The organism is Ramlibacter sp., assembly GCF_035627355.1.
Lineage (GTDB): Bacteria > Pseudomonadota > Gammaproteobacteria > Burkholderiales > Burkholderiaceae_C > Ramlibacter.
In genome coordinates this window covers 24,446-45,397 of sequence record NZ_DASPLW010000054.1, presented here as the reverse complement: position 1 = coordinate 45,397, position 20,952 = coordinate 24,446, and the positions used below count along the sequence as shown (strand labels likewise).

Sequence of the window (20,952 nt, the reverse complement as noted above, 5' to 3'; positions counted from 1 at the left end):
GCCGATGGACAACTCCCCCACCCTCGACCTGGCATCTCCCTCCGCAGCAGCGAACGACGCCCGGGACGGGCGCTTCATCTACATCGCCGTGCCGTGGACGCCGGTGGGCGGCGGCATGTTCAAGGTCGCCGACTACCTGATCCAGTCGCAGGCGGCGGGCGAAGGCGGGCCGGTGCTGCGGCCGCTGGACACGCGCGGGAGCGGCAGCGCCGCCGCGTCGATGCTGCAGGTGTTGCGCGCGGTCGGGCGGCTGGTCCGGGCCCGCCTGGGCGGCCGGCTGGCGGGGGTGCACGTCAACATGGCCGAGCGGCTGGACTTCGTGCGCGAGTCCATCGTGCTGGTGGCCTGCCGGGCGCTGGGCGTCCCCACGGTGCTGCACCTGCATGCCGCGCAGCTGCACCACAGCTACGCGCGCTTCCCGCGCCCGGTGCGCGCGCTGGTGCGCTGGATCTTCTCGCTGCCCAGGGCCTGCGTGGTGCTGGGCAAGGTGTCGGCGGGTTTCGTCACCGACGACCTGGGCGTGCCGGCCCACAAGGTCGAGGTGGTGATCAACGGTGTGCCCGAGCCGGCCGCGCCGCGCCGCCGCGCCCGCGGCCGGCACGAAGCGCAGGTGCTGTTCGTCGGCAACCTGTCCGAGCGCAAGGGCGTGAGCGACCTGCTGCAGGCGCTGGCCCAGCCGGCGCTGGCCGACGTGCCGCTGCAGCTGACGCTGGCCGGCGGCGGCGACATCGCGGGCTACGCGGCGCAGGCCGCCCGCCTGCGCGTCTCGCACAAGGTCCGCTTCTTCGGCTGGGCCGACCAGGAGCAGCTCGGCGAGCTGCTGGCCGATGCCGATGCGCTGGTGCTGCCCTCCTACGACGAAGGCCTGCCGCTGGCCATCCTCGAGGCGCTGGCGCATGGCGTGGCGGTGGTCTGCACCCCGGTGGGCGAGATCCCGCACGTGCTGGCCCACCAGCGCGACGCCTGCTTCGTGGATCCGGGCGACCCGGCCAGCATCGCGCGCGGGCTGGCCCAGGTGCTGACGACACACGAGCTGCGCGAGCAGCTGGAGCGCAACGGCCGCGCTTTGCACGAGGCGCATTTCTCGCTGGCGCGCTTTGCCGCCGGCGTGGCCCGCATCCACCAGCGCCAGTTCGGGCTGAGCGCGCATCCGCAGCCGCCGGCAGCGGCCGAAGGAGCGCGGCCGTGATCGAGAGCGCCAACGCCGTGCCGCGCGGCACCGTGCTGGCCGCCGACGTCTGCGTGGTCGGGGCCGGCGCGGCCGGCATCCCGCTGGCGCTGTCGCTGTCGGGCAGGGGCCTGTCGGTCCTGCTGCTGGAGGCCGGCGAGCGCACGCGCGACGGCAAGGCCCAGGCGCACTACGAGGGTGAGGTGGCCGACGAGCGCCTGCACAGCCCGCTGCACCGCTACCGCCTGCGCGGACTGGGCGGCTCCACCAGCCTGTGGGGCGGCCGCTGCATGCCCTTCGACCCGATCGATTTCGAGGCCCGGCCCTGGGTGCCCGACAGCGGCTGGCCGATCTCCTACGAGGGCCTGCTGCCCTATTACGCGCGGGCCAACACCTGGGCCGAGGCCGGCCGCTTCGCGTACGACGCGCGCACCGCGCTGCCCGGGGTGCCGCCGCTGTTCGCCGAGTTCGACAGCGACATCGTGCGCACCGAGGGGCTGGAGCGCTTCTCCTGCCCCACCGACTTCGGCGTGCGCTACCGCAAGCGGCTGGAGGTGGCGCCGGACGTGCGGGTGCTGGCCGGCGCGCACTGCACCGCGATCCGGCTGGAGCCCGACGGCGACAGCGTGCGCGCGCTGGACGTCGCCACGCTGGCCGGCAACCGCTTCCAGGTGGCGGCGCGCGCGGTGGTGCTGGCCACCGGCGGGCTGGAGACCGCGCGGCTGCTGCTGCACTCGGACGACGTCTCGCCGCGCGGCGTGGGCAACGCGCACGACGTGGTGGGCCGCTACTACCAGTGCCACATCGCCGGCAACGTGGGCACGCTGACCGTGTTCGGCACCACCGCCAACGTGCGCCACGGCTACGAGATGGCGGCCGACGGCGTGTACTGCCGGCGCCGCATCACGATCGCGGCGGAGCAGCAGCGCCGGCACGGGCTGCTCAACGCGGTGGCGCGCCTGCACTTCCCCAAGATCACCGACCCGGCGCACCGCAGCGGCGTGCTGTCGGGTCTGCTGCTGGCCAAGGGGCTGATCAGCTACGAATACGGCAAGCGGCTGCGCGACACCCGGCCGCTGACCGCCCAGGAGTGGCTGCGGCACGTGCTGAACGTCGTCCGCGATCCGGGCGACACGGCCGCCTTCCTGGCCCACTGGCTGCGCCACCGCACGCTGGCGCAGCGCAAGTTCCCCTCGGTCATCCTGCGCAACCGCAGCAACCGCTTCAGCCTGGAGGTGCAGGGCGAGCAGCAGCCGATGGCCGGCAGCCGGGTGCAGCTGACGCCGTCGGTGGACGCGCTGGGCATGCGCCGGCTGCGGGTGGACTGGCGCTACGGCCGCGGCGACATCGAATCGATCGCGCGCACGCTGGACCTGGTGGCGGCCGAACTGGCGCGCACCGGCGTCGGCCGCTTCGAGTACGACCCCGCGACGCTGGAGCAGGACCTGATGCGCTACGGCGCCTATGGCGGCCACCACATCGGCACGGCCCGCATGGGCACCGATCCGCGCACCAGCGTGGTGGATGCCGACTGCAAGCTGCACGGGGTGGACAACCTCTACGTGGCCGGCAGCGCGGTGTTCCCCACCTCGAGCCAGGCCAACCCGACGCTGACCATCGTCGCGCTGTCGCTGCGGCTGGCCGACCGGCTGGCCCGCCGCCTTCAGCCGCGCCGGGCCGCGGCCGAGGAGGTGTTCGCATGAAGGTGCTGGTGCTGGGCGGCCGCGGCTACATCGGCTCGAACCTGGTGGCGATGCTGCGCGGCGCCGGGATCGAGGCGACCAGTGCCTCGCCGCGCACCAAACCGGCACCGGGGCAGCTGCGGATCGACACCCGCGACCGCAGCGCCCTGCAGGCCGCGCTGCACGACGTGGATGCGGTGGTCAACTGCGTGGCCGGCGACGGCGCGGCCATCGCCGAGGGCGCGCGCGTGCTGGCCGACACGGCCCGTGCAACGACCCGCTGCCGGCGCCTGGTCCACCTGAGCAGCATGTCGGTCTATGGCGCCGTCGAGGGCTGCGTCCACGAACGGGTCCCGCCGGGCCCGCTGCTCGGCTGGTACGACAAGGCCAAGCGCGCGGCCGAGCAGCACGTGGCGGCCTTCGCCCACGGCGGCGGCCAGGCCGTGGTGCTGCGCCCGGGCTGCGTGTGGGGCGCGGAAAGCGAACTGTGGGTGGGGCGCATGGGTCGCTGGCTGCGCGCCGGCCGGCTGGGCGACCTGGGAATCGCGGGGGACGGCTGGTCCAACCTGGTGCACGTGGACGACGTCTGCGTGGCCGCGCTGCGCGCGCTCGAGTTGCCGCTGGGACGCGGCGAGGTGCGCACCTTCAACTTGGCCGGGCCCGACAGCCCGCGCTGGAACGAGTACTTCATCGACCTGGCGCTGGCGATCGAGGCCACGCCCGTGCGGCGGCTGTCGCCGCGGCGGCTGCAGCTGGACGCGCGGCTGGCCGGCCCGGCCCTGTACTTGCTGCGCAAGGGGCTGCAACGGCTGGGCCGCGGCGGGCGGCGCGTGCCCGAGCCGATCACACCGGGCCTCGTGGGCCTGTGGCAGCGCCACCTGCGGCTGGATCCGCGGGCCGCCACGCGCGAATTGCGCATGGACTGGACGCCCTACCCGGCCGCGCTGCAGGAGGCCGCCGCCTGGTTCGTCGAACAGGAGAGCCTGGCCCGGGTGAGCGCCCGGGCCGCGGCGACCGCGGGTTGAGCAGGCGGACGGCGCGCACCGGCGCCGCCGCGCACTGGGAGAGAGCAGAAGGATGAAGGTTTCCGTGATTCGACCGCACGAGCTGGGTCCGCCGGAGCGCGCGCGCTGGCGCGCCCTGCAGCTGGCCAGCCCCACCCTGGCCAGCCCCTGCTTCTCGTGGCAGTTCACGCAGGCGGCCGCCGCCGCGCGGCCGGACGTGCGGGTCGCGATCCTCGAGGACGAGGGCAAGGTGATCGGCTTCTTTCCGTTCCAGCACCGGATGGGCGCGGGCGGACCGGCCGGCGGGCGGCTGTCGGACCACCACGGGGTGATCGCCGCACCGGGCACCGAGTGGGACTGGAACGAACTGCTGCGGCGCTGCCGGCTGTCGTTCTGGCAGTTCGACCACCTGGCGGCCTGGCAGCGACCGGCGACGCCCGTGACCTGCGCCAGCTCGCCCGGGCTGGACCTGTCGCGCGGCTTCGATGCCTGGCACCGCGGCAAGCTGGCGAGCGGCAACACGCTGGGCAAGCTGCCGCGCAAGCTGCGCAAGCTGGAGCGCGAATGCGGCCCGCTGCGCTTCGAGCTGCACAGCCGCGATGCGGCCGCCTTCGAGGAAGTGATCCGGCTGAAGTCGGAGCAGTGCCGGCGCACCGGACAGCTCGACTATTTCGCCTGGAACTGGACGCGCGCGCTGGTGCAGCGGGTGCGGGACACCGACGACGAGGACTTCGCCGGCTGCCTGTCCACCCTGCATGCCGGCGAGACGCTGGTGGCGGCGCACTTCGGCATGCACACGCCGCAGGTGTGGCACTGGTGGTTCCCGGTCTACAGCCAGGCCCACTCGCTGTACTCCCCCGGCTCGCTGCTGCTGCTGGAAGTCGCGCGCGCCGCGGCTGCGGAGGGGCACACGCTGCTGGACCTGGGCAAGGGCGACGAGCCGTACAAGCTCAGCTTCGCCGATTGCAGCTGGCCGCTGCTGGAAGGCTGCATCAGCCGTCCCACGCCGGTCACCTACGCGCGCCGCGTGAAGAAGCAGCTGGGCGCCTGGGTGCGCACCTCCCCGCTGGCCGCACCCGCGCGGCCGCTCCTGAGGCACCTGTCGCGGACGTCGTCCTGAGCGGGTAGCGTCATCCGGGAGGTGCCGCCATCCCCCGCGGCGCCGCCATCCCGCGGCACGTCATCCCCGCTGGTGGCGTCATCCCCGCGGAGGCAGCATGACAGTCCGGGAACCGCTAGCAAACGTAACTTTCGCTGCCGAAGTTGACGTAACCCGATTTGACGAGCTAGCCGCACCGCCCCGATCCGGCCGAGCCGGCACCCCGGGCAAACCCTTGGTCCGCCGCTCCGCAGAGCCAGCACGCGCACCACGCTCAGCCGTTTCCCTGTTCGCATGAACAGGTCCCGCCAAGGCCGCTGAAAAGCCTGTTACGGCCGCGCCAGGGCCAACCCAACCGTGGCCCGGATTCGTTACTTTTGTAGGCCGGCGTCCGCCCGTTTTGTCGGACGCCTCCTACTACAGTCCGGGCTTCTCGCTGAGGTGAGCACCAACCACAGCCGTACCGGACCCCTGCCCGCGGATGCCGCGGCACCGGACGGGCAGGCTCCCCCCGGCAGCTCTTTCAACCTGGTCAAGGGAGCGCGGCAGTACCGCTGCCGGCCCGGGCCGCTCTTACTCAACAAGTTGAAGAACATGCAAAGACGACTCTTCCTTCGATCCGGTTCCGCTTCCGCTGTCGCGCTGGCCCTGGCGGCCTGTGGCGGCGGTGGCGGTGGCGCGGACGGCGTCGGCAACCTCGCGACCGGCGTGGGCAGCGACACGGTCGGCGGCACCAGCGCCAGCACCACCCGCCCCGCGGTGGACGGTCCGGACTCCTATCCCTTCGGTTCGCGCCTGGACGCCTACGTGGCCGGCATCCTGCCGTCCGCCGCCGCGGAGCAGATGGATGCGGCGGTCCGCCGCGCGTACGACGCCTGGAAGGCGCGCGCCATCACCGACGTGCCGACCGTGCGCGGCGGCAAGGCGGTGCGCTTCGGCAACTCCACCGCCTACCTCACCGTGTCCGAGGGCATGGGCTACGGCATGCTGATCGCGGTGCTGATGGCCGGCCATGATTCCGGCGCCCGCGCCCTGTTCGACGGCCTGCTCACCACGGTGCGTGCCCGCCCGGCCTACAGCATCCCGGACGTGGGCCGCTGGCTGCTGGACTGGCGCCTGACCATCGACGGCTCGTCCACCGACGCCGCCGGCGGCGGCTGGAACGCCATGGACGGCGACCTGGACATCGCGATGGCGCTGCTGATGGCCGACCGCCAGTGGGGCTCGGACACCGGCGCCTGGAACTACAAGCAGGAAGCGGTCGACACCATCAACGCCATGAAGGCGTGGAACATGAAGGAGGACGGCACGACCAAGGGCATGGCCACGCCGCACGTCAGCCGCACCTCCGACTACATGACCGGGCACTTCCGCGCCTTCAAGCGCGCGACCGGCGATGCCCTGTGGGACCGCGCGATCGACCGCTCCTACGAGCTGATCGACCGCATGCAGACGGTGTACTCGCCCAACTGCGGCCTGATGCCCGACTTCATCATCCACACGGACAGCCCCAACCCGATCCCCTCGCCGGGCGGCTACGGCGACTTCGTGGACACCGAGGGCTTCTACTACGCCAACGCGCAGCGCAACCCGTGGCGCTGGGGCACCGACTACGTGACCTCGGGCGACGGCCGCTGGCGCGACGTCTGCAACAAGCTGGTCGGCTTCGTCGAGCGCGACTGCGGCGGGGACGGCTCGCGCATCGCGGCCGGCTACCGGCTGGACGGCTCCGCGATCGACCGCAGCTACTCGCCCGAAGGGATGATCGGTCCCATGCTGTGCGGCGCGATGGTGGATCCGCGCTTCCAGGGCTTCCTCGACAACCTGTGGAACTGGAACGCCAACAACTTCACCACCGACTACTACGACTCGGAGCTGCAGCTGATCCCGATGATCGTGGCCTCCGGCAACTGGTGGAACCCGTAAGGCCGCAGCCCCCTGCGCCGCCTGCCCCGCCGCCCGGCGACGTGGGCAGCGGCGGCACGGGCTGGTCGCCCGGACCTCAGGCCGCCCGGAACCAGCGCACCAGGCCGCGGGTATCCGGCGCTTCCAGCGACAAACTCACCTGGCGGCCGGCGGCCGCCAGCAGCGCTTCGGCCGCCAGCGCGCCGGAGCGCGTCGCGCTTTCCAGCGAGAACGGCAGCGCGGTGTCGGTCCAGTCGCCCGCGATCCACAGGCCCTGGGCCTGGGTGGCCGCGCCGGGGCGCAGCGCCTCGATGCCGGGACGCGGCTGCGGGATGGCCATGGGCAGGCGCTGGACGCGGGCATGCATCACCCGCGCCTCGCAGGCCGCGGGCGCGAACTCCCGTACCTCCTGCGTGGTGTGCTCCACGATGCGCGCATCGTCCCAGTCCTCGCGCGCCATCGGCCCGACCGCGCTGGCGCCGACCAGGGCGCCACGCCCGGCCAGCGAAGGCCGGATGTTGGACAGGTCGTGGAACGCGATGTTCAGCCCCTGCCGCGTCCACACGCGCGCCCACAGCCGCTCGTCCGTGACGGGACGGTCGAACCACAGGTAGGTGCTGATGCAGGGGCTGGGACGGAAGTAGCTCGCGACCCGGGCCAGTGGTTCGAGCAGGGGCTCGTCGCTCGCGCCGGCCACCGCGGCCAGCGCCTGCGGCGGCAGCGCCAGTACGCCATGCGCCGCCGTCACCGAGTGGCCGTCGTCGAGGTCCACCCCGGCGAAGCGGCCGCCGACCAGGCGCAGCCGCCGCACGCGGGCGCCGAACAGCACCTGCCCGCCGGATCGCATCACCGCGCGGCAGCAGCCGGGTACGAACAGCTGCGACAGCGCCAGCCGCGGAAAGCCCAGGTGCCAGCCGCTGCGCCCGAGCAGCAGGCGGAACACCCGCATCATGGACGCCGCCGAACACTGCTCCAGCGGCACGTTCAGCAGCGCCAGCACCGCCGTGCGCCAGAACCACTCGATCGCCGCCGGCGTCACGCCCATCTCGCGCAGGTAGGCCAGGGCGTCGTCGACATCCAGATCACGCAGGCCGCGCTCGTCCAGCCGCGCGGCGCGCCAGGCGATGGCGCGATGCGACAGTCCGTCGCGCAGCGACAGGTGGCTGAGGGCGCGCGGCAGCATCGGCAGGCCGTGCAGCGGCGGCGGCAGCCGCGGACTGGTCACGCGCAGCGGACCGCGGGCATCGGCCAGCGTGAGCAGCGGGCGCCGCTGCCACAGCACCTGCTCGGCGGTGCCCAGGCGCTTCAGCATCGCGATGAAGTTGCGGTGTTCCGAGCTGAGCACCTGCGGGCCGGTATCGACCTGCACGCCGGTGGTCTCGTCCGGCCAGCTGGCCGCGCGTCCGCCGGCATGAGGCGCCGCCTCGAGCACCACGACCTTCATCCCGGCATCGGCCAGCGCCAGTGCGCAGCGCAGGCCGGCAACGCCGGCGCCGACGACGAGGGCGTCGGCGTTCATGCGCGTGCTCCCGGTGCGCAGGCGATGGCCGCAGGCTGGTCCATGAAGGCAGCGTAACGACTCGTTGCGGCCATGGGCTGCCTCAGCGGCGACGGCGAGTGTCAGCGGGGGTTGATGAGGATGGCGGCCTGCCGGAGCGGACGCACTGGATCCCCGCCTTCGCGGGGATGACGGGGCACTTGCCATCGCCCGGATGGCGAACCGTCGTTGCGCGGAAGGCGAAGCCGGCGCTCAAGCCGCTGCCGGCCAGCCGCGGCGGATGGAGCGTTGCACCATGGCCCAGGCGCGGCGCAGGAACAGGGGGTTGCCGTGCACGTAGCGATGCCACAGGCGGCGCGGCTCGCAGACCAGGCGGAAGGCCCACTCGAGGCCCGCACGTCGCATCCACAGCGGGGCGCGCGTGGCCTTGCCGCCCAGGAAGTCGAGGATGGCGCCGCCGCACACGATCAGGCAGGGCCCGCCCAGTGCGCCGCGCAAGGCGATCGCCACCTCCTCCTGGCGCGGCATGCCCATGCCCAGCACGATCACGCGCGGGCGGGACTGGGCCGCGAGCCGGATGTAGGCGTCCAGCGGCAGGAAGCCGTTCAAGGTGACGCAGGCGCTGTCGGGCGCCAGCCGCTCGCGCACCACCTGCTGCGCCCGCGTGAGCCAGGGCTCGCGCGTGCCGAACAGGGCGATGCCCAGCCCGTTGGCGCGTTCCAGCAGGCGCGGGATCAGGTCCGTGCCATTGAGGTTCTGCCCCGGCGGCTGGTTGAGCAGCCGCATCAGCAGCTGCACGCCGATGCCGTCGCGCACCACGACGTCGGCCGAGATGAGCGAGCGGTAGAAGGGCTCGGACTCGGCCGCCAGGTTGAAGGCGTGCGCGTTGACGAAGGCCAGCACGCGCGACTCGCCGGGACGCAGCAGCCAGTCCAGCAACTGCTCCTCCCCGCCCGGGGTCTGCACCCGGGCCATCGAGCGCACCAGCTGGTACCAGCGCATCTGCCAGTCCCGGCTGGGGGACGGCAGAGCGGCCATCACACCGCTCCTGCCCCGTTGAGAACGGCGCCCACGACCGTTACGCCGAATTCGCGCAGATCCTCCGACAGCTTGATCACGCGCGGCATGGAACTGCGGTCGCGGCAGGTCACCATCAGCGCCGCGCCCGAGCGCGCCGCGACGGTGCTGGCGTCGGCCCAGGAGGACGCCGCCGGCGTGTCCACCAGGATCACCTCGTACATGCCGCGCAGCGAGTGGATCAGGCGCTGGAACTGCGGACGCGACAGCAACTCCTGCGGGTTGGGCGGCAGCACGCCCGCGGGCAGCACCGTCAGGCCGGGCAGCGGCTTGATGTCGCACATCACCTCGGCGCCCGCGCGGCCGGCCAGCAGCGCCGACAGGCCGACCTTGCCGGGCAGGCCGAAGATGCGATGCTGGCGCGGCTTGCGCAGGTCGGCATCGATCACCAGCGTGCGCTTGCCCATCTGCGCGAACAGCACCGCGAGGTTGGCGGTGATGTAGCTGCGGCCCTCGCCGTGGCCTGGGCTGACGATGGCCAGCGCCGACTGCTGCTCGACCTCGTTGTCGAACCAGCGCAGCGTGAGCTGCGCGCGCAGGCTGCGCAGGTGCTCCACCGCGGGGCTGTCCGGTTCGTAGGCGGCGATCAGGTCCTTGCCCAGGCCGGCATCGGGCGAGATCGTGGCGTGGCCGAACTGCAGCGCGAGCGCGTGCCGGACGTCCTCGTCGGTCAGCAGGCCCATGGAGATGCCCGCCTCGCCGAACGGCAGGCCGACCTTCTGCTGGTAGTCGTGGATGCGCTCGGCCTCGTCGTGGGTCAGCCGACCGGCGTCCACCAGCAGGTGGCCGATGGGCAGCACGGGCTCGCGCGCAGCGGGACCGATGAGATCGAGCTCGCGGTGCAGGGGGAGGATCTGGCTGTTCATGCGGGGCTCCCACGGTAGGCCAGCGCCGGGCGGATGGGCGCATTGGCGAGCTGCCGCAGCGACTCGCGCCCGGCGTGCGCCGGCACCGTCGCCAGGATCGGCAGGTTGGTCGCCATCGACAGGTCGTCGACGGAGCGCACGCGCCGGTTGAGCAGTTCGACCAGCACCGAGCCGGCGATCGCCAGCAGCGCCCCGGCCAGGGCGGCCAGCGCCAGCGCCAGGCGCGCGCCCGGCCCGGTGGGCTTGAGCGGCTCCACGGCGGTGGCCAGCCGCTGGATGTTGGTCTGGTTGGTCAGGGCCTGCAGCTTGGACTGCGAGGCGCGTTCGCTCACCTGCTCGTAGGCGCGCTGCGCGGCGTCGAGGTCGCGCCGCAGCACGTTGAGCTCGTCGCGGTGGCGGTTGAACTGCATCACGCGGGCGCGCTGGGCGGCCACGGCTTCCTTCAGTTCCTTCTCGCGGGCGCGGCCCACCTGGTAGGCGGTGTCGATGGCGCTGCCGATGCTGGCGGTCTCGCTGCGCAGGCGCGAGCGCATGGCATTGAGCTCGTCCTGCATGCGGATCATCTGCGGGTGGCGCGAGCCGAGGTTGGCGCTGGCCTCCTGGATGCGCGCCTCCTGCCGGGCGATGTCGGCCTTGAGCGTGTTGATCAACGGGCTGTTCATCGCCTCGGAGATGCTGGCGGCCGAGGCCGCGCGCTTGTTGGCGACGTCGGTGAGCTGCCCCTGCACCAGGGTCAGCTGGGACGACAGCTCGTTCAGCCGCTGCGTCTCCATGTCCACGCCGTCGGCGCTGATCACGCCGGTGCGCTGCTGGTAGGCGGTGAGCGCGCCCTGAGCCTTCTCGAGCCGGTCGCGGGCGAACGTGAGCTGCTCCTCGAACCAGCTGGAGTACTTCTTGGCCGGGTCGGTCTTGATGTCCAGCGCCGTGTCCAGGTAGGCCTGCGAGAAGGCGTTGGCGATCTTCGCGGCCTCGGCCGGGGTCGACGCGGTGTAGGAGATGTTGATGATATTGCTCTCGCGCGCCGGCTTGACCTCGAGGTTGGCCTTCAGCTCGTTGGCCAGCCAGGCGGTGAGCGTGCCGGCGCCGCCGGCTTCCTTCCACTCCTGGGCGGCCTTGGGGTCCTTGTCCAGGCCGATCGCCTGCACCACCTGTTCGGCCACGCGCGTGCTGCGCACGATGTCCATCTGCGTCGCCATGTAGGACTGCGGGACGATGCTCTGGTAGTTGGGCTGGGCGAGCGGGTCGTTGGCGCGCAGGTCGACCAGGATGGGCGCGTGCGCGGTGTAGTTCTTCGGCCGCAGCATCACCCAGGCCAGGGCCAGTGCGATGGTCGACAGGAAGATCACGAAGGCCATCGTGCGGCGGGCACGCAGGATGGACAGGAACTGGTACAGGTTCATGGCGGGCCTTTCCTCGGTCCTCGGGATCAGAAAAGGCTTTCGCGCACGTAGATCACGTCGTTCGGCAGCACCGGGTCGCTGAGCTTGGCGTCGCTCTCGACTTGCTTGCCGTCGGGGCCCGTGCGGGTCAGGCGCAGCCGGCTCAGGCTGCCGCGCGGGGTGGGTCCGCCCCCTTGTGCGACGGCCTGCTGCACCGTCATGCCGCGCTCGATGCGGTAGGGACCGGGCCGCTGGGCCTCGCCGTAGATGTAGTAGACCGGGGCCTTGGCCACGTACAGGGTGTCGCCGCCCTGCACCTGGATGTCGTCCTGGCCGCGCTGGTTGAGGAACAGCGCCGGGATGTCGATCACCTTGCGGAAGGGCTTGCCGGCGCGGGTGCCGGTGACGATCAGCGTGTCGTCGCCCATCGGGGTGATGCCCCCGGCGGCCGCCAGCAGGTCGCTCACGCGGGTGTTGGTGGTCTGCAGCGGGAAGCGGCCGGGCTTCTGCACCTGCCCGAGCACCGCCACCTGGTTGCCGCGCACCTCCAGCAGCACGATGTTGACCTGCGGCCGCTTGAGGAACTGGCCGTTGCGCAGGGCCGAGGCGATCTTGGCCTCGGCCTCCGCGATGGTGGAGCCGCCCAGGTTGACGGATCCCACCAGCGGGTAGTTGATGGTGCCCTGTTCGGACACGCGGGCTTCGATCGAGAGGTCGGGATTCTGGTAGACCTGCACCCGGATCTGGTCGCCGGGTCCGAGCTGGTAGTCGCTCGGGGCGCCCTTGTCGGCGGTGGCCCCGGCGGCCGGCGCGGCCGCCCCGCGGGGGGACGGCCCGGCGGCCTGGGCCGCCAGGGCCAACCCGGCTGCCAATAGCAGCCCGCCCAGGTTTCGGAACACGCTGTTCATCTCTCTCTCCCTTTCAAAGCCTGCGGTTGCCCGCGCGGCCGCGTCAGATCGTCAGCTTGGCCGTCAATCCGATCACGTTGGCGCGGTAGTTGAAAACGGGCAGCGACGACGAGCGCCGCTCGTGGCGGTACTGCGCGCCCAGGGTCACGGAGCGGCGGACCGCCCACTCGACGCCCAGGGTGCCCACGTTGAACTTGTCCTTGCGGCCCACGTCGAGGCTGCCGGTCACGTCTTCCCAGTGGCGGGTCTCGTGCTCGTAGCGCAGGTTGACCGTGATCAGGTCGGTCGCGCGCCAGGTCGGGCCGACGAACCAGCGGTCGCTGGACAGGTGGCCGCCGGTGCCGAACAGGTAGCTGCCCAGGTCACGCGCATAGCCGGCGGTCAGCGAGGTCTTGCCGGTGATGTCCCAGTTCACGCCGACCGAGCCGACCACGCCGCTGAAGTCGCGGGTCGGGGCGCCCGAGTGCTCGCGCTCCAGGTGTCCGAGGCGGGCGTCCACCCGGGTCTTGGGCGACACGATCCAGCGCATGGACGCCTCGATCTCGTTGTCGTCGAAGTCGCTGGCCACCGGCGCGTTGTCGTAGTCGCCGTCGCCGCGGCGGAAGCGCAGGGCCAGGCTGGAGCCGGTGGCCGGCTCGTAGGCCACGCCGACGCGCACGCTGTTCTGGCTCAGGTTGGCGTCCCAGGCGGCCGGGTCGCTGCTGCGGCTGGCGTTGTGCTGCAGGCCGCCCAGCACGCGCCAGGAGGCGCCCAGCTTGTAGCCGCCCTCGAACAGCTCGTTGCGCTCGGTGCGGCGGTCGATGCCGGCGGCCACGCCGTTGGAGGTGACGTCGCGGAACTGGCGGCGGTCGGCGCTGAGGATGCCCTCGAAGCGCTCGCCGGCTGCCCACTGCCAGGCGGCCGAGTAGTTCAGCGTGTTGTAGTCGACCCCGATCTTGTCGAAGTTGAAGTGGTTGACTTCGGCATCCACCACGAACTGCTGGCGGCTCACGCGCTTCTGGTAGCGCAGGCCCAGGCCGAGCCCGGTGATGGTGTCGCTGATCTCGCCGCCATTGGTGCGCAGCACGTTGTCGTCGCGCTCGACGCCGGCCATGGCGCGGAACTGGATGCCCTCGCGCTGGTCGGCGCCCGAGGACACGGGCGAGTACGGCTGCGAGATGGCCTGGGCGGGCGACATGGGAACGACCATGGGTACCGCCATGGACTCGCCCATCGGCGTTCCCATGGACTGTCCGGCCGGTTGGGCGGCGGACTCGCCCAGCCGTCCGCCGGGCGCCTGGAGTGTGGTCTGGGCCTGCAATGCCATCGGCAGCAGGCACGTGGCCGCCGCCACGGCGGTCAGCACGGGCCGGAGGGAGGGTTTCTTCATTGGTGTTCTCTCACGAAGAACGCCCGGCACGCACACAGTCGCATGGTTCTGCATGGTCGCGCACAGGCTCACGGGCGGACAATGGCTCATTGGTGCTAGTGCTCAATAAGCCGCGCCATCCTTGAACACCAGGCGGATGGTCCTCAGGATGATGTAGAGGTCCAGCCGCAGTGACCAGTTTCGCAGATAGTCGAGATCACAGCGAATGCGCGCTTCCATCTTTTCCAGCGATGTGGTTTCGCCGCGGTAGCCGTTGACCTGGGCCCAGCCCGTGATTCCGGGTTTGACCTTATGGCGGATCATGTAGCTCTTGATCAACGGGCGGTAGAACTCGTTGTGCGCCACGGCGTGCGGACGCGGCCCGACGATGCTCATGCGGCCCTGCAGGACGTTCACGAACTGCGGCAACTCGTCCATGGAGGTGCGGCGCAGGAAGCGGCCCAGCGGGGTGATGCGGTCGTCGTCGCGGCGGGCCTGCCGGATCTCGGCGCCGTCCTCGGACACCGTCATCGAGCGGAACTTGTAGACGATGATCTCCTGCCCCCACAGGCCGTAGCGGCGCTGGCGGAAGATCACCGGCCCCGGCGAGGTCAGCCGGATGGCCAGCGCGATCGCCAGCATGACCGGCGAGATCAGTAGCAGGATTGCAACAGCCAGGGTGATGTCGCTGGCCCGCTTGACCAGCGCGTTGGGCCCGCGGAAGGGGGTCTCGCAGACCGAGATCACCGGCATGCCGCAGATCGAGTCGGTGCGGCCCTGGACCAGGTCGGTCACGAACATGTCGGGCACGAAGTAGACCGAGGCGGTGGTGTCCTTCAGCGCATCCAGCAGCAGCTTGATGCGCGGCTGCGAGGCCATCGGCAGCGACAGGTAGACCAGGTGCACGTTGTGCTTCTTGACGTAGTCGGCGATCTCCTCGATGCGCCCCAGCGAACGGTGCCGTCCGCGCCCGTGCAGGCGGTCGGGCGCGCGGTCGTCGAAGAAGCCGAGCAGTTCCACCCCGGTGTAGTGCGCCATCGACAGCCGGTCGGCCAGCGAGCCGCCCTGCTCGTTCATGCCCACCACCACGGCCCTCAGCGGCGGCCCCTGCAGGCGGATCAGCGTCGGTGCGGCTGCGCGCAGGGCCCAGTGGGCCGCCAGTTGCGAGACCGGTGCCAGCCACAGCCAGTTCAGCACCACCTGGCGCGAGAAGATCGGCAGCGCGTCGATCGCATAGCCGGTGGCCAGCAGCAGGCCGCTGGTCCAGGCCCAGGCCAGCACGGTGTCGGCCGCCACCCGGGCCGGCGAGGCGCGCAGCTGCGGACGTCCGGGATAGACCAGCGCGAACGACACGATGGCCAGCCCGACCCAGCGCGGTGCCAGTTCGCCCTCGAACAGCAGCACCAGCGCCAGCAGCGACAGCACCGTGGCGGCCGGCTCGACGAAGGCCTCGAAGGCGCGCAGCAGGCGGCTGTGGCTGAAGACGGCCGGCCCCGGAAGGGCGGGCGCCGGCGGCGGCGGGGTGGCGGGCGCGGTCCCGGAGGCGACGGCTGCGGCCCCCAGGACACGCTCGGCGTCAGGCATAGGCGGCCATCCGGGTCAGGCGGGCCACGGCCTGGGCGCGATTGGTCACGTCCAGCTTGCTGAAGATGCTCTTCATGTGGTTCTTCACGGTGAACTCGCTGATGCGCAGGATGCAGCCGATCTCGGGGTTGGTCTTGCCCATGGCGACCCAGACCATGATCTGGCGCTCGCGCTCGGACAGCTGGCCCAGGCGCACCACCAGGTGCTCGACCTGGCTGCGCTCGGCGCCGGGCTGGCGCATGGGCGCGGGCGGCATGCGACGCAGGGAGGAATCGACGAAGGGCACCAGCAGCTTGAGCGCGGCCGGGCCGGCGGCCGGCGCCGGGTCGCTGCTGAGGGCGGCGAAGATGCGCTCGCCACCGAGGCGCGAATCGCCCATGCCGTGCACCAGCGCCGAATGCATGCCGGGCATGCCGGCGGCGGGCGCCCAGCCCTGGCCGGCCTCGCCCAGCAGCTGGCCGCAGCCGGAGATGTCGAGCTCGCAGGGCTGCGACTGGGCCGCCACCCAGCAGTCACGGAAGTAGTTGACCAGCGGCGCGATGCGCGAGGCCGGGCACAGGTGGGTGCGCAGGCCCGGCAGGCTGGAGATGATGTCGTACTGCAGGTCGCCGGCCCGGAAGTCGCCCCAGCCCACCAGCAGGATGTCGTGCGGCAGCCAGCTCTGCACCTCGCCCTGCAGCCAGCGCCACAGGTCGGCGTGGGTGCGCAGCTGGGCACCCTGGCCCGCGATCTTGAGGAACTGCACCGGATCGACGTCCGGAACGGCTGGCGTGCTGATCATTTGGATCTCCCGATGGTTCGGCCGCCCGCGGCCGACATGAACCGAAACACTTTTCCGGGGCTGCGAGCGCCGATTCGCGTGTCCATGCATTGCTGTCCGAAACGATGTGTGATCACCGTTGCCCTTGCACCACGAACGACTTGACAGGGGTCGTCCGACATGGAAAGGACCTGTCTCGCAAGCGGGTTGTCGCTTCGTGTCGCGGCCATGGGGAATGGTGTGAAAAATGGACATGCGCCACAGGTAGGCACCGCGCCTTCCTTGGTGTCGTCACACGCGGTATCGCCGTGTCGGGGGAATTCGACACATCCGGCGTGTAACCACGTCGTGCGCGCCGCTACGAGGTGCATCGGCGTGCCTGCGAGTGTTCGGGGGCGCAGCTCGGCAGGAGAGCGGTCCAGCTGGCTCATGCATGGGCAACGCACGTCGAGGCACGGACGTGGGAGTCTCCGGCGCAACGTAGCGGCAGCGCTCGCGCAAGCGGAAACCGTGGATCGCCGCCTTCGCGGGAATGACGAAGAGCTGGACGCGTCGGTTCAGAACCGCGGCAGGTCGTCCAGCCGGCGACCCGGCTGCTCCTCGGCGAGCGACAGCGTCTCGGTGCCGCCGGGCAGCACGTCCACCTTGACCTCGGGGCCGGGCTGCAGGCCGCCCTCGTCGTCGGGGAAGAGGCTGATGACCGTGTCGCCCTCGACCAGCCGGTCCACCACCTCGTTGACGCGCGTGGGCGCCGGGCGCAGGTCCCAGCGGGCGCTGGTGGCGTCGATCAGGCCCATCATGGCCTCGACGATCTGCGACCCTGCGTAGCGCAGCGCCGTGATGCCGTAGGTGGCTTTCTCTGCCATCGCGCATTCTGTAAGCGCAGCGCCCGCCGCGGTTCATCGGCGGATCGCGACAACGCCCGTCGGATGCTGCCTACGCCCGGCGCGCGAACTACCATTCCGCTCCCATGCCCGATGCCACCCAGGACCTGCCGCTGAGCCGCGCCCATGCGCGCCGCTTGCGCGACGTCTACCGTTCCGCCGGCTGGCCCTGCCAGGACGCGCTGGAGATCGAGCTGATCGCGGCCGGCCTGCTCGATCGCGTGCTGGCCCCCTCGGGCCACGAATCGCTGCGCGTGACCGCCGCCGGCCTGCGCCTGCTGGCCGACACCCTGGCCGGCAACCGCGCACGGCTGTCGGCACACGAGGCGCTGGTGGAACGGGTCGCGCGCGAGATGGGCCGGGCCGGCCGCATCGCCTGGCGCGGGCTGTCGCTGCGGGCGCAGGTGCCGCTGGCCGGCGGCGAGGCGGGCGAGGCGCGCTGGTGCATGGCGCGCCCGGACGTCTTCTCGATCCGCAACACCTCGGTGGCACAGTACGTGGAGCCGGTCGTCCACGAGGTGAAGGTGCGGCGCTCCGACCTGCTGTCCGACCTGCGCCAGCAGGACAAGCGCGCCGCCTACCTGGACCTGGGCGAATGCTGGTACGTGCTGGGATGCGACGCGCGCGGACGCTGCATCGCCGAACCCGGCGAGATCCCCGACACCTGCGGCGTGCTGCTCGTGCAGGGCGAGCGGCTGGTCGTCGGCCGCCCCGCGCCACGCGCGCGGCGCAGCGAGCTGCCGTTCGGGGTGTGGATGGCGCTGGCGCGGGCCACGCCGGTGGCCGGCCTGGACGAAGAGGCGCAGGGCCTGCTGGCCTGAACTACTGCTTCGGGTGCTCCGAATGCCCGTCGTCGGGTTCGGGCTTGTGGTCCTTCTCCGGGTCCTTGGGCGGCGTGCGCACCGGTTCCGGGTTGGTCGGCTTGGGCGGCTCGGGATTGGCCGGCTGCGTCGGGTCCGGGTCGGTCGGCGTGGCAGGGGTGCCCGCCGGCCGGCCGGTGCCGGCCCTCATGGACGGTCCGGAGCGACCTGGGTGTTGCGCTCGGCCTCCTGCGGGTCCTCGTTCGAGGGCGTGGGAATGTCTTCCTCGGTGGTGAACTCGGGCTCTTCCTGCTCCAGGCGCGGAATGCCGGTGGGATTGGCAACGCTCATCGGGTGATCCTTGTCTTGTCTGCGTTCAGGGCTTGGGCGGCTTGCCCACCGGTTCACCCGGGTCGGGCGGCGGCTCCAGCGGGCCGAACTCGGGTTCCACCGGCAGCCGCGAGGGATTCGGCGGCGAGGGCGGAGCGCCGGGTTCGACGGGCTCTTCCGGCTCGACCGGATGGGTGGCCACGGCTCGAACCTCAGAAGTCGCTCTTGCCCCAGGGCACCTGCGGCGGCTCGGCCGGATCGGCCAAAGGCTGCGGTTCACCAGCCGGCGGCGAGAAGCCGTCGCCGAGCTGCGGCGGTGCCGGCTCGGCCGGCGGCACGCGATCAGGCTCATCGTCGGGACCCGTCATGGGGGGAAGGGGCTTGCTGGCAGGCATGGTCGCAGGCTATGCGGACGCCGGAGCCCGGAGCGCACGCCGCTCGCGTGTCGGCGCGGACCGACGGGTCAGGCGCCTTCCTTCACCGTCTCGTCGTGCTCGCGGGTGGCCTCGTCCGAGACAGTGCGGCTGGGGTCGTGCGTGAACGGCATCTGCGGCAGGCCGACCAGGACCTGCAGGTGGGCATGGGCCCGGTCCATGTCGGCGCCGACCATCGCCAGCGCGACCTCGTGGCCCGGTTCGTTGCGGGCGATCTCCAGGTAGGCCGCACGCAAGCGGTTGTAGTCTTCCTCGGCGCGCGCCACCTCCTGCTGGGCTGCCAGCATCTTGGCGTACTCGGCACGGCTGTATCTCATGCCAGCCATGCTAGGCAGGGTGCAGCGCAGCGCTTGTAGGACAAAGCTCCGTCTGCCGCCGATCCCGGCGGGGCCGGCGCGTTCAGCGGCGGGAGCCCTCGCCGCGCCGGATGCTGCCGTCGCGTTGCGGCACCGCGATGGGCGCGACTTCCACCCGGGTGACGCCCTCCTCCCGTCCGAGCCCGATCTGCTCCGCGGTGGCGGGCGAGAGATCCACGATGCGCCCATCCACGAAGGGGCCGCGGTCCTGGATGGTGACCACTGCGCTGCGGCCCGTGTCGAGGTTGGTGACCCGCGCGGTGGTGCCCAGCGGCAGGGTCTTGCTGGCCGCGTTGTCGCCCTGCGGATCCATGGGGGTGCCGTCGGCCATGGGACGGCCGGCGAACCTGGGCGCATAGAACGAGGCTTCGCCGACCTGGCTGCGGCCGGAGCGGTCGAGTTCGCGGGCAGGTGCCGGCTCGTTGGTGCCGGGTTCGGCGCCACCGGACCATGCCGGCGCGGTGGCCAGCAGCAGGCCGATCAGCAGCAAGGCGGATCTGGGAGGAGCCATGGCACGGTGGGCAGCGCGGCCGGCGCGGGCGATGCCGTCCTTGTGGCGCATCCGGCGCGCCCACGCGGTCGGGCGGCGCCGCAGCCCGGCGTAGGACGGCGCGGCGCGTCAGTCGTGCTGCGTCGCCATCGGCCCGCCGCGCAGCACCATCAGAGCGCCCAGCGCCAGCAGCGACAGCCCGGCGGACAGCGCCAGGGCCCCGGCCCCCCAGTGGTCCAGCGCAACGCCGAACAGCCAGGGCGCCAGCGCCTGGGCGATGCGCGCCGGCACCATCAGCACGCCCTGCCGGTGCCCGTAGCCCTGGGGCCCGAACAGCACCAGCGGCAGCGTGCCCTTGGCGATGGTGAGGATGCCGTTGCCCGCGCCGTGCAGGACGCCGAAGACCGCCGCCGCTGGCGGGCCGGCGACCGCCAGCGCCGCCACGCCCAGCGGATGCATCGTCGCCGCCAGCCGTGCCGACAGCAGCGGATGCACGCGCCGCAGCAGGCCGAACTCCAGCAGGCGGGCAGCCACCTGCGCCGGCCCGATCAGGGCGCCGACCGCCACCGCCGCCGCCATGGTGGCGCCGCCGGCCACCAGCAGCCGCGGCAGGTGGGCCGCCATCGCCGTGCTGATGAACCAGGTCGCGGCGAACACGAAGGACAGCAGCAGCATCGCCCGCATCGGCGGCGCGGCCTGCGCGGGCGCCTCGGCCGTCGCCTCCCTGGCCGGCAGCGCACCGGCGCGGGGCACGCAGGCATTGAGCGGCAGGCCCAGCACCAGGTGCAGCGCGGCCCAGGCGAAGCAGGCCCCGCGCCAGCCGAACTCCGCCTCCAGCCAGGCGCTCAGCGGCCAGCCCACGGTGCTGGCGAAGCCCGCGATCAGCGTGATGCCGGTGATCGCGCCGCGCGAGGAGGCGCCATACAGCCGCACCAAAGCAGCGAATCCCGCCTCGTACAGCCCGCTGCCCATGCCTATGCCCAGCACCGCCCACGCGAGGAACAGCATGAGGGGTGTGCGTGACGCGCCAAGCAGCGCCAGCCCGAGGGCGAAGACGAGGCTGGTGGCCATCAGCACCGGGCGGCCGCCCCAGCGATCGATGGTGCGGCCGGCGTACGGCCCGATCAAGGCCGAGCCGACCAGGGCCAGCGAGAAGGCCGCGAACACGGTGGGCACCGACAGGCCCAGGTCGCGCGCCATCGGCGCCGCCAGGATCGCCGGCAGGTAATAGGTCGAGGCCCAGGCCAGCGTCTGGGCGCTGCCGAGGGCGGCGACGGTGCCGGCGCGGGGCGGAATCATCGGCGCCATTGTCGGGCAGCCCGGCCGTTGGCGCCGAGCCGCGCACAGCCCGGCGCGGCGCCGGCGTGCACGCGACCCTTG

Annotated in this window: 22 protein-coding genes; 6 read left to right on the top strand and 16 right to left on the bottom strand. The window is 72.1% G+C overall.

What is annotated here, in order from left to right:
• Positions 1-4 precede the first annotated feature (4 nt).
• The 5 genes from VEC03_RS13875 (at position 5) to VEC03_RS13855 (ending at position 6,879) form a co-directional block, all read left to right on the top strand.
• Positions 5-1,189 (top strand): glycosyltransferase family 4 protein, encoded by a 1,185-nt coding sequence (locus VEC03_RS13875; RefSeq protein ID WP_324916095.1) that lies wholly within the window; start codon positions 5-7, stop codon positions 1,187-1,189.
• Positions 1,186-2,871 (top strand): GMC family oxidoreductase, encoded by a 1,686-nt coding sequence (locus VEC03_RS13870; protein WP_324916093.1) that lies wholly within the window; start codon positions 1,186-1,188, stop codon positions 2,869-2,871. Before VEC03_RS13875 ends, VEC03_RS13870 begins: the two co-directional genes overlap by 4 nt.
• Positions 2,868-3,875 carry an NAD-dependent epimerase/dehydratase family protein gene (locus VEC03_RS13865; RefSeq protein WP_324916092.1) on the top strand — a complete coding sequence of 336 codons (1,008 nt, stop codon included), beginning with the start codon at positions 2,868-2,870 and terminating at the stop codon, positions 3,873-3,875. Before VEC03_RS13870 ends, VEC03_RS13865 begins: the two co-directional genes overlap by 4 nt.
• Before the next feature lie 52 nt (positions 3,876-3,927).
• Positions 3,928-4,974 (top strand): GNAT family N-acetyltransferase, encoded by a 1,047-nt coding sequence (locus tag VEC03_RS13860; RefSeq protein ID WP_324916090.1) that lies wholly within the window; start codon positions 3,928-3,930, stop codon positions 4,972-4,974.
• Between the two features lie 573 nt (positions 4,975-5,547).
• On the top strand, positions 5,548-6,879 hold the full coding sequence (locus VEC03_RS13855; RefSeq protein ID WP_324916088.1) for a glycosyl hydrolase family 8: 1,332 nt from the start codon (positions 5,548-5,550) through the stop codon (positions 6,877-6,879).
• Between the two features lie 76 nt (positions 6,880-6,955).
• Here VEC03_RS13855 and VEC03_RS13850 read toward each other — a convergent pair whose 3' ends face one another.
• The 9 genes from VEC03_RS13850 to VEC03_RS13810 all read right to left on the bottom strand — a co-directional run bounded on the left by VEC03_RS13850 (position 6,956) and on the right by VEC03_RS13810 (position 17,144).
• Positions 6,956-8,377: a hydroxysqualene dehydroxylase gene (locus tag VEC03_RS13850; protein ID WP_324916087.1), complete on the bottom strand. Its 1,422-nt coding sequence runs from the start codon at positions 8,375-8,377 to the stop codon at positions 6,956-6,958.
• A gap of 231 nt (positions 8,378-8,608) precedes the next feature.
• The gene (locus VEC03_RS13845) at positions 8,609-9,394 is read right to left on the bottom strand and encodes a WecB/TagA/CpsF family glycosyltransferase (protein ID WP_324916086.1); all 786 of its coding nucleotides are present in this window, start codon (positions 9,392-9,394) and stop codon (positions 8,609-8,611) included.
• Positions 9,394-10,299: a chain length determinant protein tyrosine kinase EpsG gene (gene epsG, locus VEC03_RS13840; protein WP_324916084.1), complete on the bottom strand. Its 906-nt coding sequence runs from the start codon at positions 10,297-10,299 to the stop codon at positions 9,394-9,396. The genes VEC03_RS13845 and epsG overlap by 1 nt, the downstream gene beginning before the upstream one ends.
• On the bottom strand, positions 10,296-11,699 hold the full coding sequence (gene epsF / locus VEC03_RS13835; RefSeq protein ID WP_324916083.1) for a chain length determinant protein EpsF: 1,404 nt from the start codon (positions 11,697-11,699) through the stop codon (positions 10,296-10,298). The genes epsG and epsF overlap by 4 nt, the downstream gene beginning before the upstream one ends.
• A 26-nt stretch (positions 11,700-11,725) precedes the next feature.
• Positions 11,726-12,586, bottom strand: a complete 861-nt coding sequence (gene epsE / locus VEC03_RS13830) for a polysaccharide export protein EpsE (protein WP_324916082.1) — start codon at positions 12,584-12,586, stop codon at positions 11,726-11,728.
• A 43-nt stretch (positions 12,587-12,629) separates the two neighbouring features.
• The gene (epsL, locus tag VEC03_RS13825; protein ID WP_324916080.1) at positions 12,630-13,955 is read right to left on the bottom strand and encodes an XrtB/PEP-CTERM-associated polysaccharide biosynthesis outer membrane protein EpsL; all 1,326 of its coding nucleotides are present in this window, start codon (positions 13,953-13,955) and stop codon (positions 12,630-12,632) included.
• A gap of 102 nt (positions 13,956-14,057) precedes the next feature.
• Positions 14,058-15,518 carry an undecaprenyl-phosphate glucose phosphotransferase gene (locus tag VEC03_RS13820; RefSeq protein WP_324916079.1) on the bottom strand — a complete coding sequence of 487 codons (1,461 nt, stop codon included), beginning with the start codon at positions 15,516-15,518 and terminating at the stop codon, positions 14,058-14,060.
• On the bottom strand, positions 15,511-16,299 hold the full coding sequence (epsA, locus tag VEC03_RS13815) for an XrtB/PEP-CTERM-associated transcriptional regulator EpsA (RefSeq protein WP_324916078.1): 789 nt from the start codon (positions 16,297-16,299) through the stop codon (positions 15,511-15,513). The genes VEC03_RS13820 and epsA overlap by 8 nt, the downstream gene beginning before the upstream one ends.
• 536 nt (positions 16,300-16,835) lie before the next feature.
• Complete coding sequence (locus VEC03_RS13810; RefSeq protein ID WP_324916076.1) at positions 16,836-17,144, bottom strand: hypothetical protein; 309 nt, start codon at positions 17,142-17,144, stop codon at positions 16,836-16,838.
• Positions 17,145-17,248: 104 nt separating this feature from the next.
• Between VEC03_RS13810 and VEC03_RS13805 the strand changes: the two genes are divergently transcribed.
• Positions 17,249-17,983, top strand: coding sequence for a hypothetical protein (locus VEC03_RS13805; protein WP_324916075.1), 735 nt, complete (start codon positions 17,249-17,251; stop codon positions 17,981-17,983).
• Between the two features lies 1 nt (position 17,984).
• On the opposite strand, the gene VEC03_RS13800 is transcribed toward VEC03_RS13805, so the two are convergent.
• The 7 genes from VEC03_RS13800 to VEC03_RS13770 all read right to left on the bottom strand — a co-directional run bounded on the left by VEC03_RS13800 (position 17,985) and on the right by VEC03_RS13770 (position 20,871).
• The gene (locus tag VEC03_RS13800) at positions 17,985-18,173 is read right to left on the bottom strand and encodes a hypothetical protein (protein WP_324916074.1); all 189 of its coding nucleotides are present in this window, start codon (positions 18,171-18,173) and stop codon (positions 17,985-17,987) included.
• Complete coding sequence (locus VEC03_RS13795; RefSeq protein WP_324916072.1) at positions 18,170-18,313, bottom strand: hypothetical protein; 144 nt, start codon at positions 18,311-18,313, stop codon at positions 18,170-18,172. Before VEC03_RS13795 ends, VEC03_RS13800 begins: the two co-directional genes overlap by 4 nt.
• Positions 18,314-18,338: 25 nt before the next feature.
• Positions 18,339-18,494, bottom strand: coding sequence for a hypothetical protein (locus VEC03_RS13790; protein ID WP_324916071.1), 156 nt, complete (start codon positions 18,492-18,494; stop codon positions 18,339-18,341).
• 10 nt (positions 18,495-18,504) lie between these two features.
• Positions 18,505-18,660: a hypothetical protein gene (locus VEC03_RS13785; RefSeq protein ID WP_324916070.1), complete on the bottom strand. Its 156-nt coding sequence runs from the start codon at positions 18,658-18,660 to the stop codon at positions 18,505-18,507.
• A 95-nt stretch (positions 18,661-18,755) separates the two neighbouring features.
• Entirely contained in the window at positions 18,756-19,043 is a 288-nt protein-coding gene (locus VEC03_RS13780; RefSeq protein WP_324916068.1) for a hypothetical protein, read from the bottom strand.
• Between the two features lie 82 nt (positions 19,044-19,125).
• Complete coding sequence (locus VEC03_RS13775; RefSeq protein WP_324916067.1) at positions 19,126-19,593, bottom strand: septal ring lytic transglycosylase RlpA family protein; 468 nt, start codon at positions 19,591-19,593, stop codon at positions 19,126-19,128.
• A gap of 108 nt (positions 19,594-19,701) precedes the next feature.
• Positions 19,702-20,871, bottom strand: a complete 1,170-nt coding sequence (locus VEC03_RS13770; protein WP_324916066.1) for an MFS transporter — start codon at positions 20,869-20,871, stop codon at positions 19,702-19,704.
• Positions 20,872-20,952 lie beyond the last annotated feature (81 nt).

Excerpts from the sequence above, each read along its gene's own strand:
- VEC03_RS13770 (WP_324916066.1), bottom strand. The coding sequence starts at position 20,871 with ATGATTCCGCCCCGCGCCGGCACCGTCGCCGCCCTCGGCAGCGCCCAG.
- epsE (WP_324916082.1), bottom strand. The coding sequence starts at position 12,586 with ATGAACAGCGTGTTCCGAAACCTGGGCGGGCTGCTATTGGCAGCCGGG.
- VEC03_RS13810 (WP_324916076.1), bottom strand. The coding sequence starts at position 17,144 with ATGGCAGAGAAAGCCACCTACGGCATCACGGCGCTGCGCTACGCAGGG.
- VEC03_RS13820 (WP_324916079.1), bottom strand. The coding sequence starts at position 15,518 with ATGCCTGACGCCGAGCGTGTCCTGGGGGCCGCAGCCGTCGCCTCCGGG.
- epsL (WP_324916080.1), bottom strand. The coding sequence starts at position 13,955 with ATGAAGAAACCCTCCCTCCGGCCCGTGCTGACCGCCGTGGCGGCGGCC.
- VEC03_RS13875 (WP_324916095.1), top strand. The coding sequence starts at position 5 with ATGGACAACTCCCCCACCCTCGACCTGGCATCTCCCTCCGCAGCAGCG.
- VEC03_RS13805 (WP_324916075.1), top strand. The coding sequence starts at position 17,249 with ATGCCCGATGCCACCCAGGACCTGCCGCTGAGCCGCGCCCATGCGCGC.
- epsF (WP_324916083.1), bottom strand. The coding sequence starts at position 11,699 with ATGAACCTGTACCAGTTCCTGTCCATCCTGCGTGCCCGCCGCACGATG.
- VEC03_RS13865 (WP_324916092.1), top strand. The coding sequence starts at position 2,868 with ATGAAGGTGCTGGTGCTGGGCGGCCGCGGCTACATCGGCTCGAACCTG.
- VEC03_RS13855 (WP_324916088.1), top strand. The coding sequence starts at position 5,548 with ATGCAAAGACGACTCTTCCTTCGATCCGGTTCCGCTTCCGCTGTCGCG.
- VEC03_RS13775 (WP_324916067.1), bottom strand. The coding sequence starts at position 19,593 with ATGGCTCCTCCCAGATCCGCCTTGCTGCTGATCGGCCTGCTGCTGGCC.
- VEC03_RS13795 (WP_324916072.1), bottom strand. The coding sequence starts at position 18,313 with ATGAGCGTTGCCAATCCCACCGGCATTCCGCGCCTGGAGCAGGAAGAG.
- epsG (WP_324916084.1), bottom strand. The coding sequence starts at position 10,299 with ATGAACAGCCAGATCCTCCCCCTGCACCGCGAGCTCGATCTCATCGGT.
- VEC03_RS13860 (WP_324916090.1), top strand. The coding sequence starts at position 3,928 with ATGAAGGTTTCCGTGATTCGACCGCACGAGCTGGGTCCGCCGGAGCGC.
- VEC03_RS13850 (WP_324916087.1), bottom strand. The coding sequence starts at position 8,377 with ATGAACGCCGACGCCCTCGTCGTCGGCGCCGGCGTTGCCGGCCTGCGC.
- VEC03_RS13800 (WP_324916074.1), bottom strand. The coding sequence starts at position 18,173 with ATGAGGGCCGGCACCGGCCGGCCGGCGGGCACCCCTGCCACGCCGACC.
- VEC03_RS13780 (WP_324916068.1), bottom strand. The coding sequence starts at position 19,043 with ATGAGATACAGCCGTGCCGAGTACGCCAAGATGCTGGCAGCCCAGCAG.
- VEC03_RS13785 (WP_324916070.1), bottom strand. The coding sequence starts at position 18,660 with ATGACGGGTCCCGACGATGAGCCTGATCGCGTGCCGCCGGCCGAGCCG.
- epsA (WP_324916078.1), bottom strand. The coding sequence starts at position 16,299 with ATGATCAGCACGCCAGCCGTTCCGGACGTCGATCCGGTGCAGTTCCTC.
- VEC03_RS13845 (WP_324916086.1), bottom strand. The coding sequence starts at position 9,394 with ATGGCCGCTCTGCCGTCCCCCAGCCGGGACTGGCAGATGCGCTGGTAC.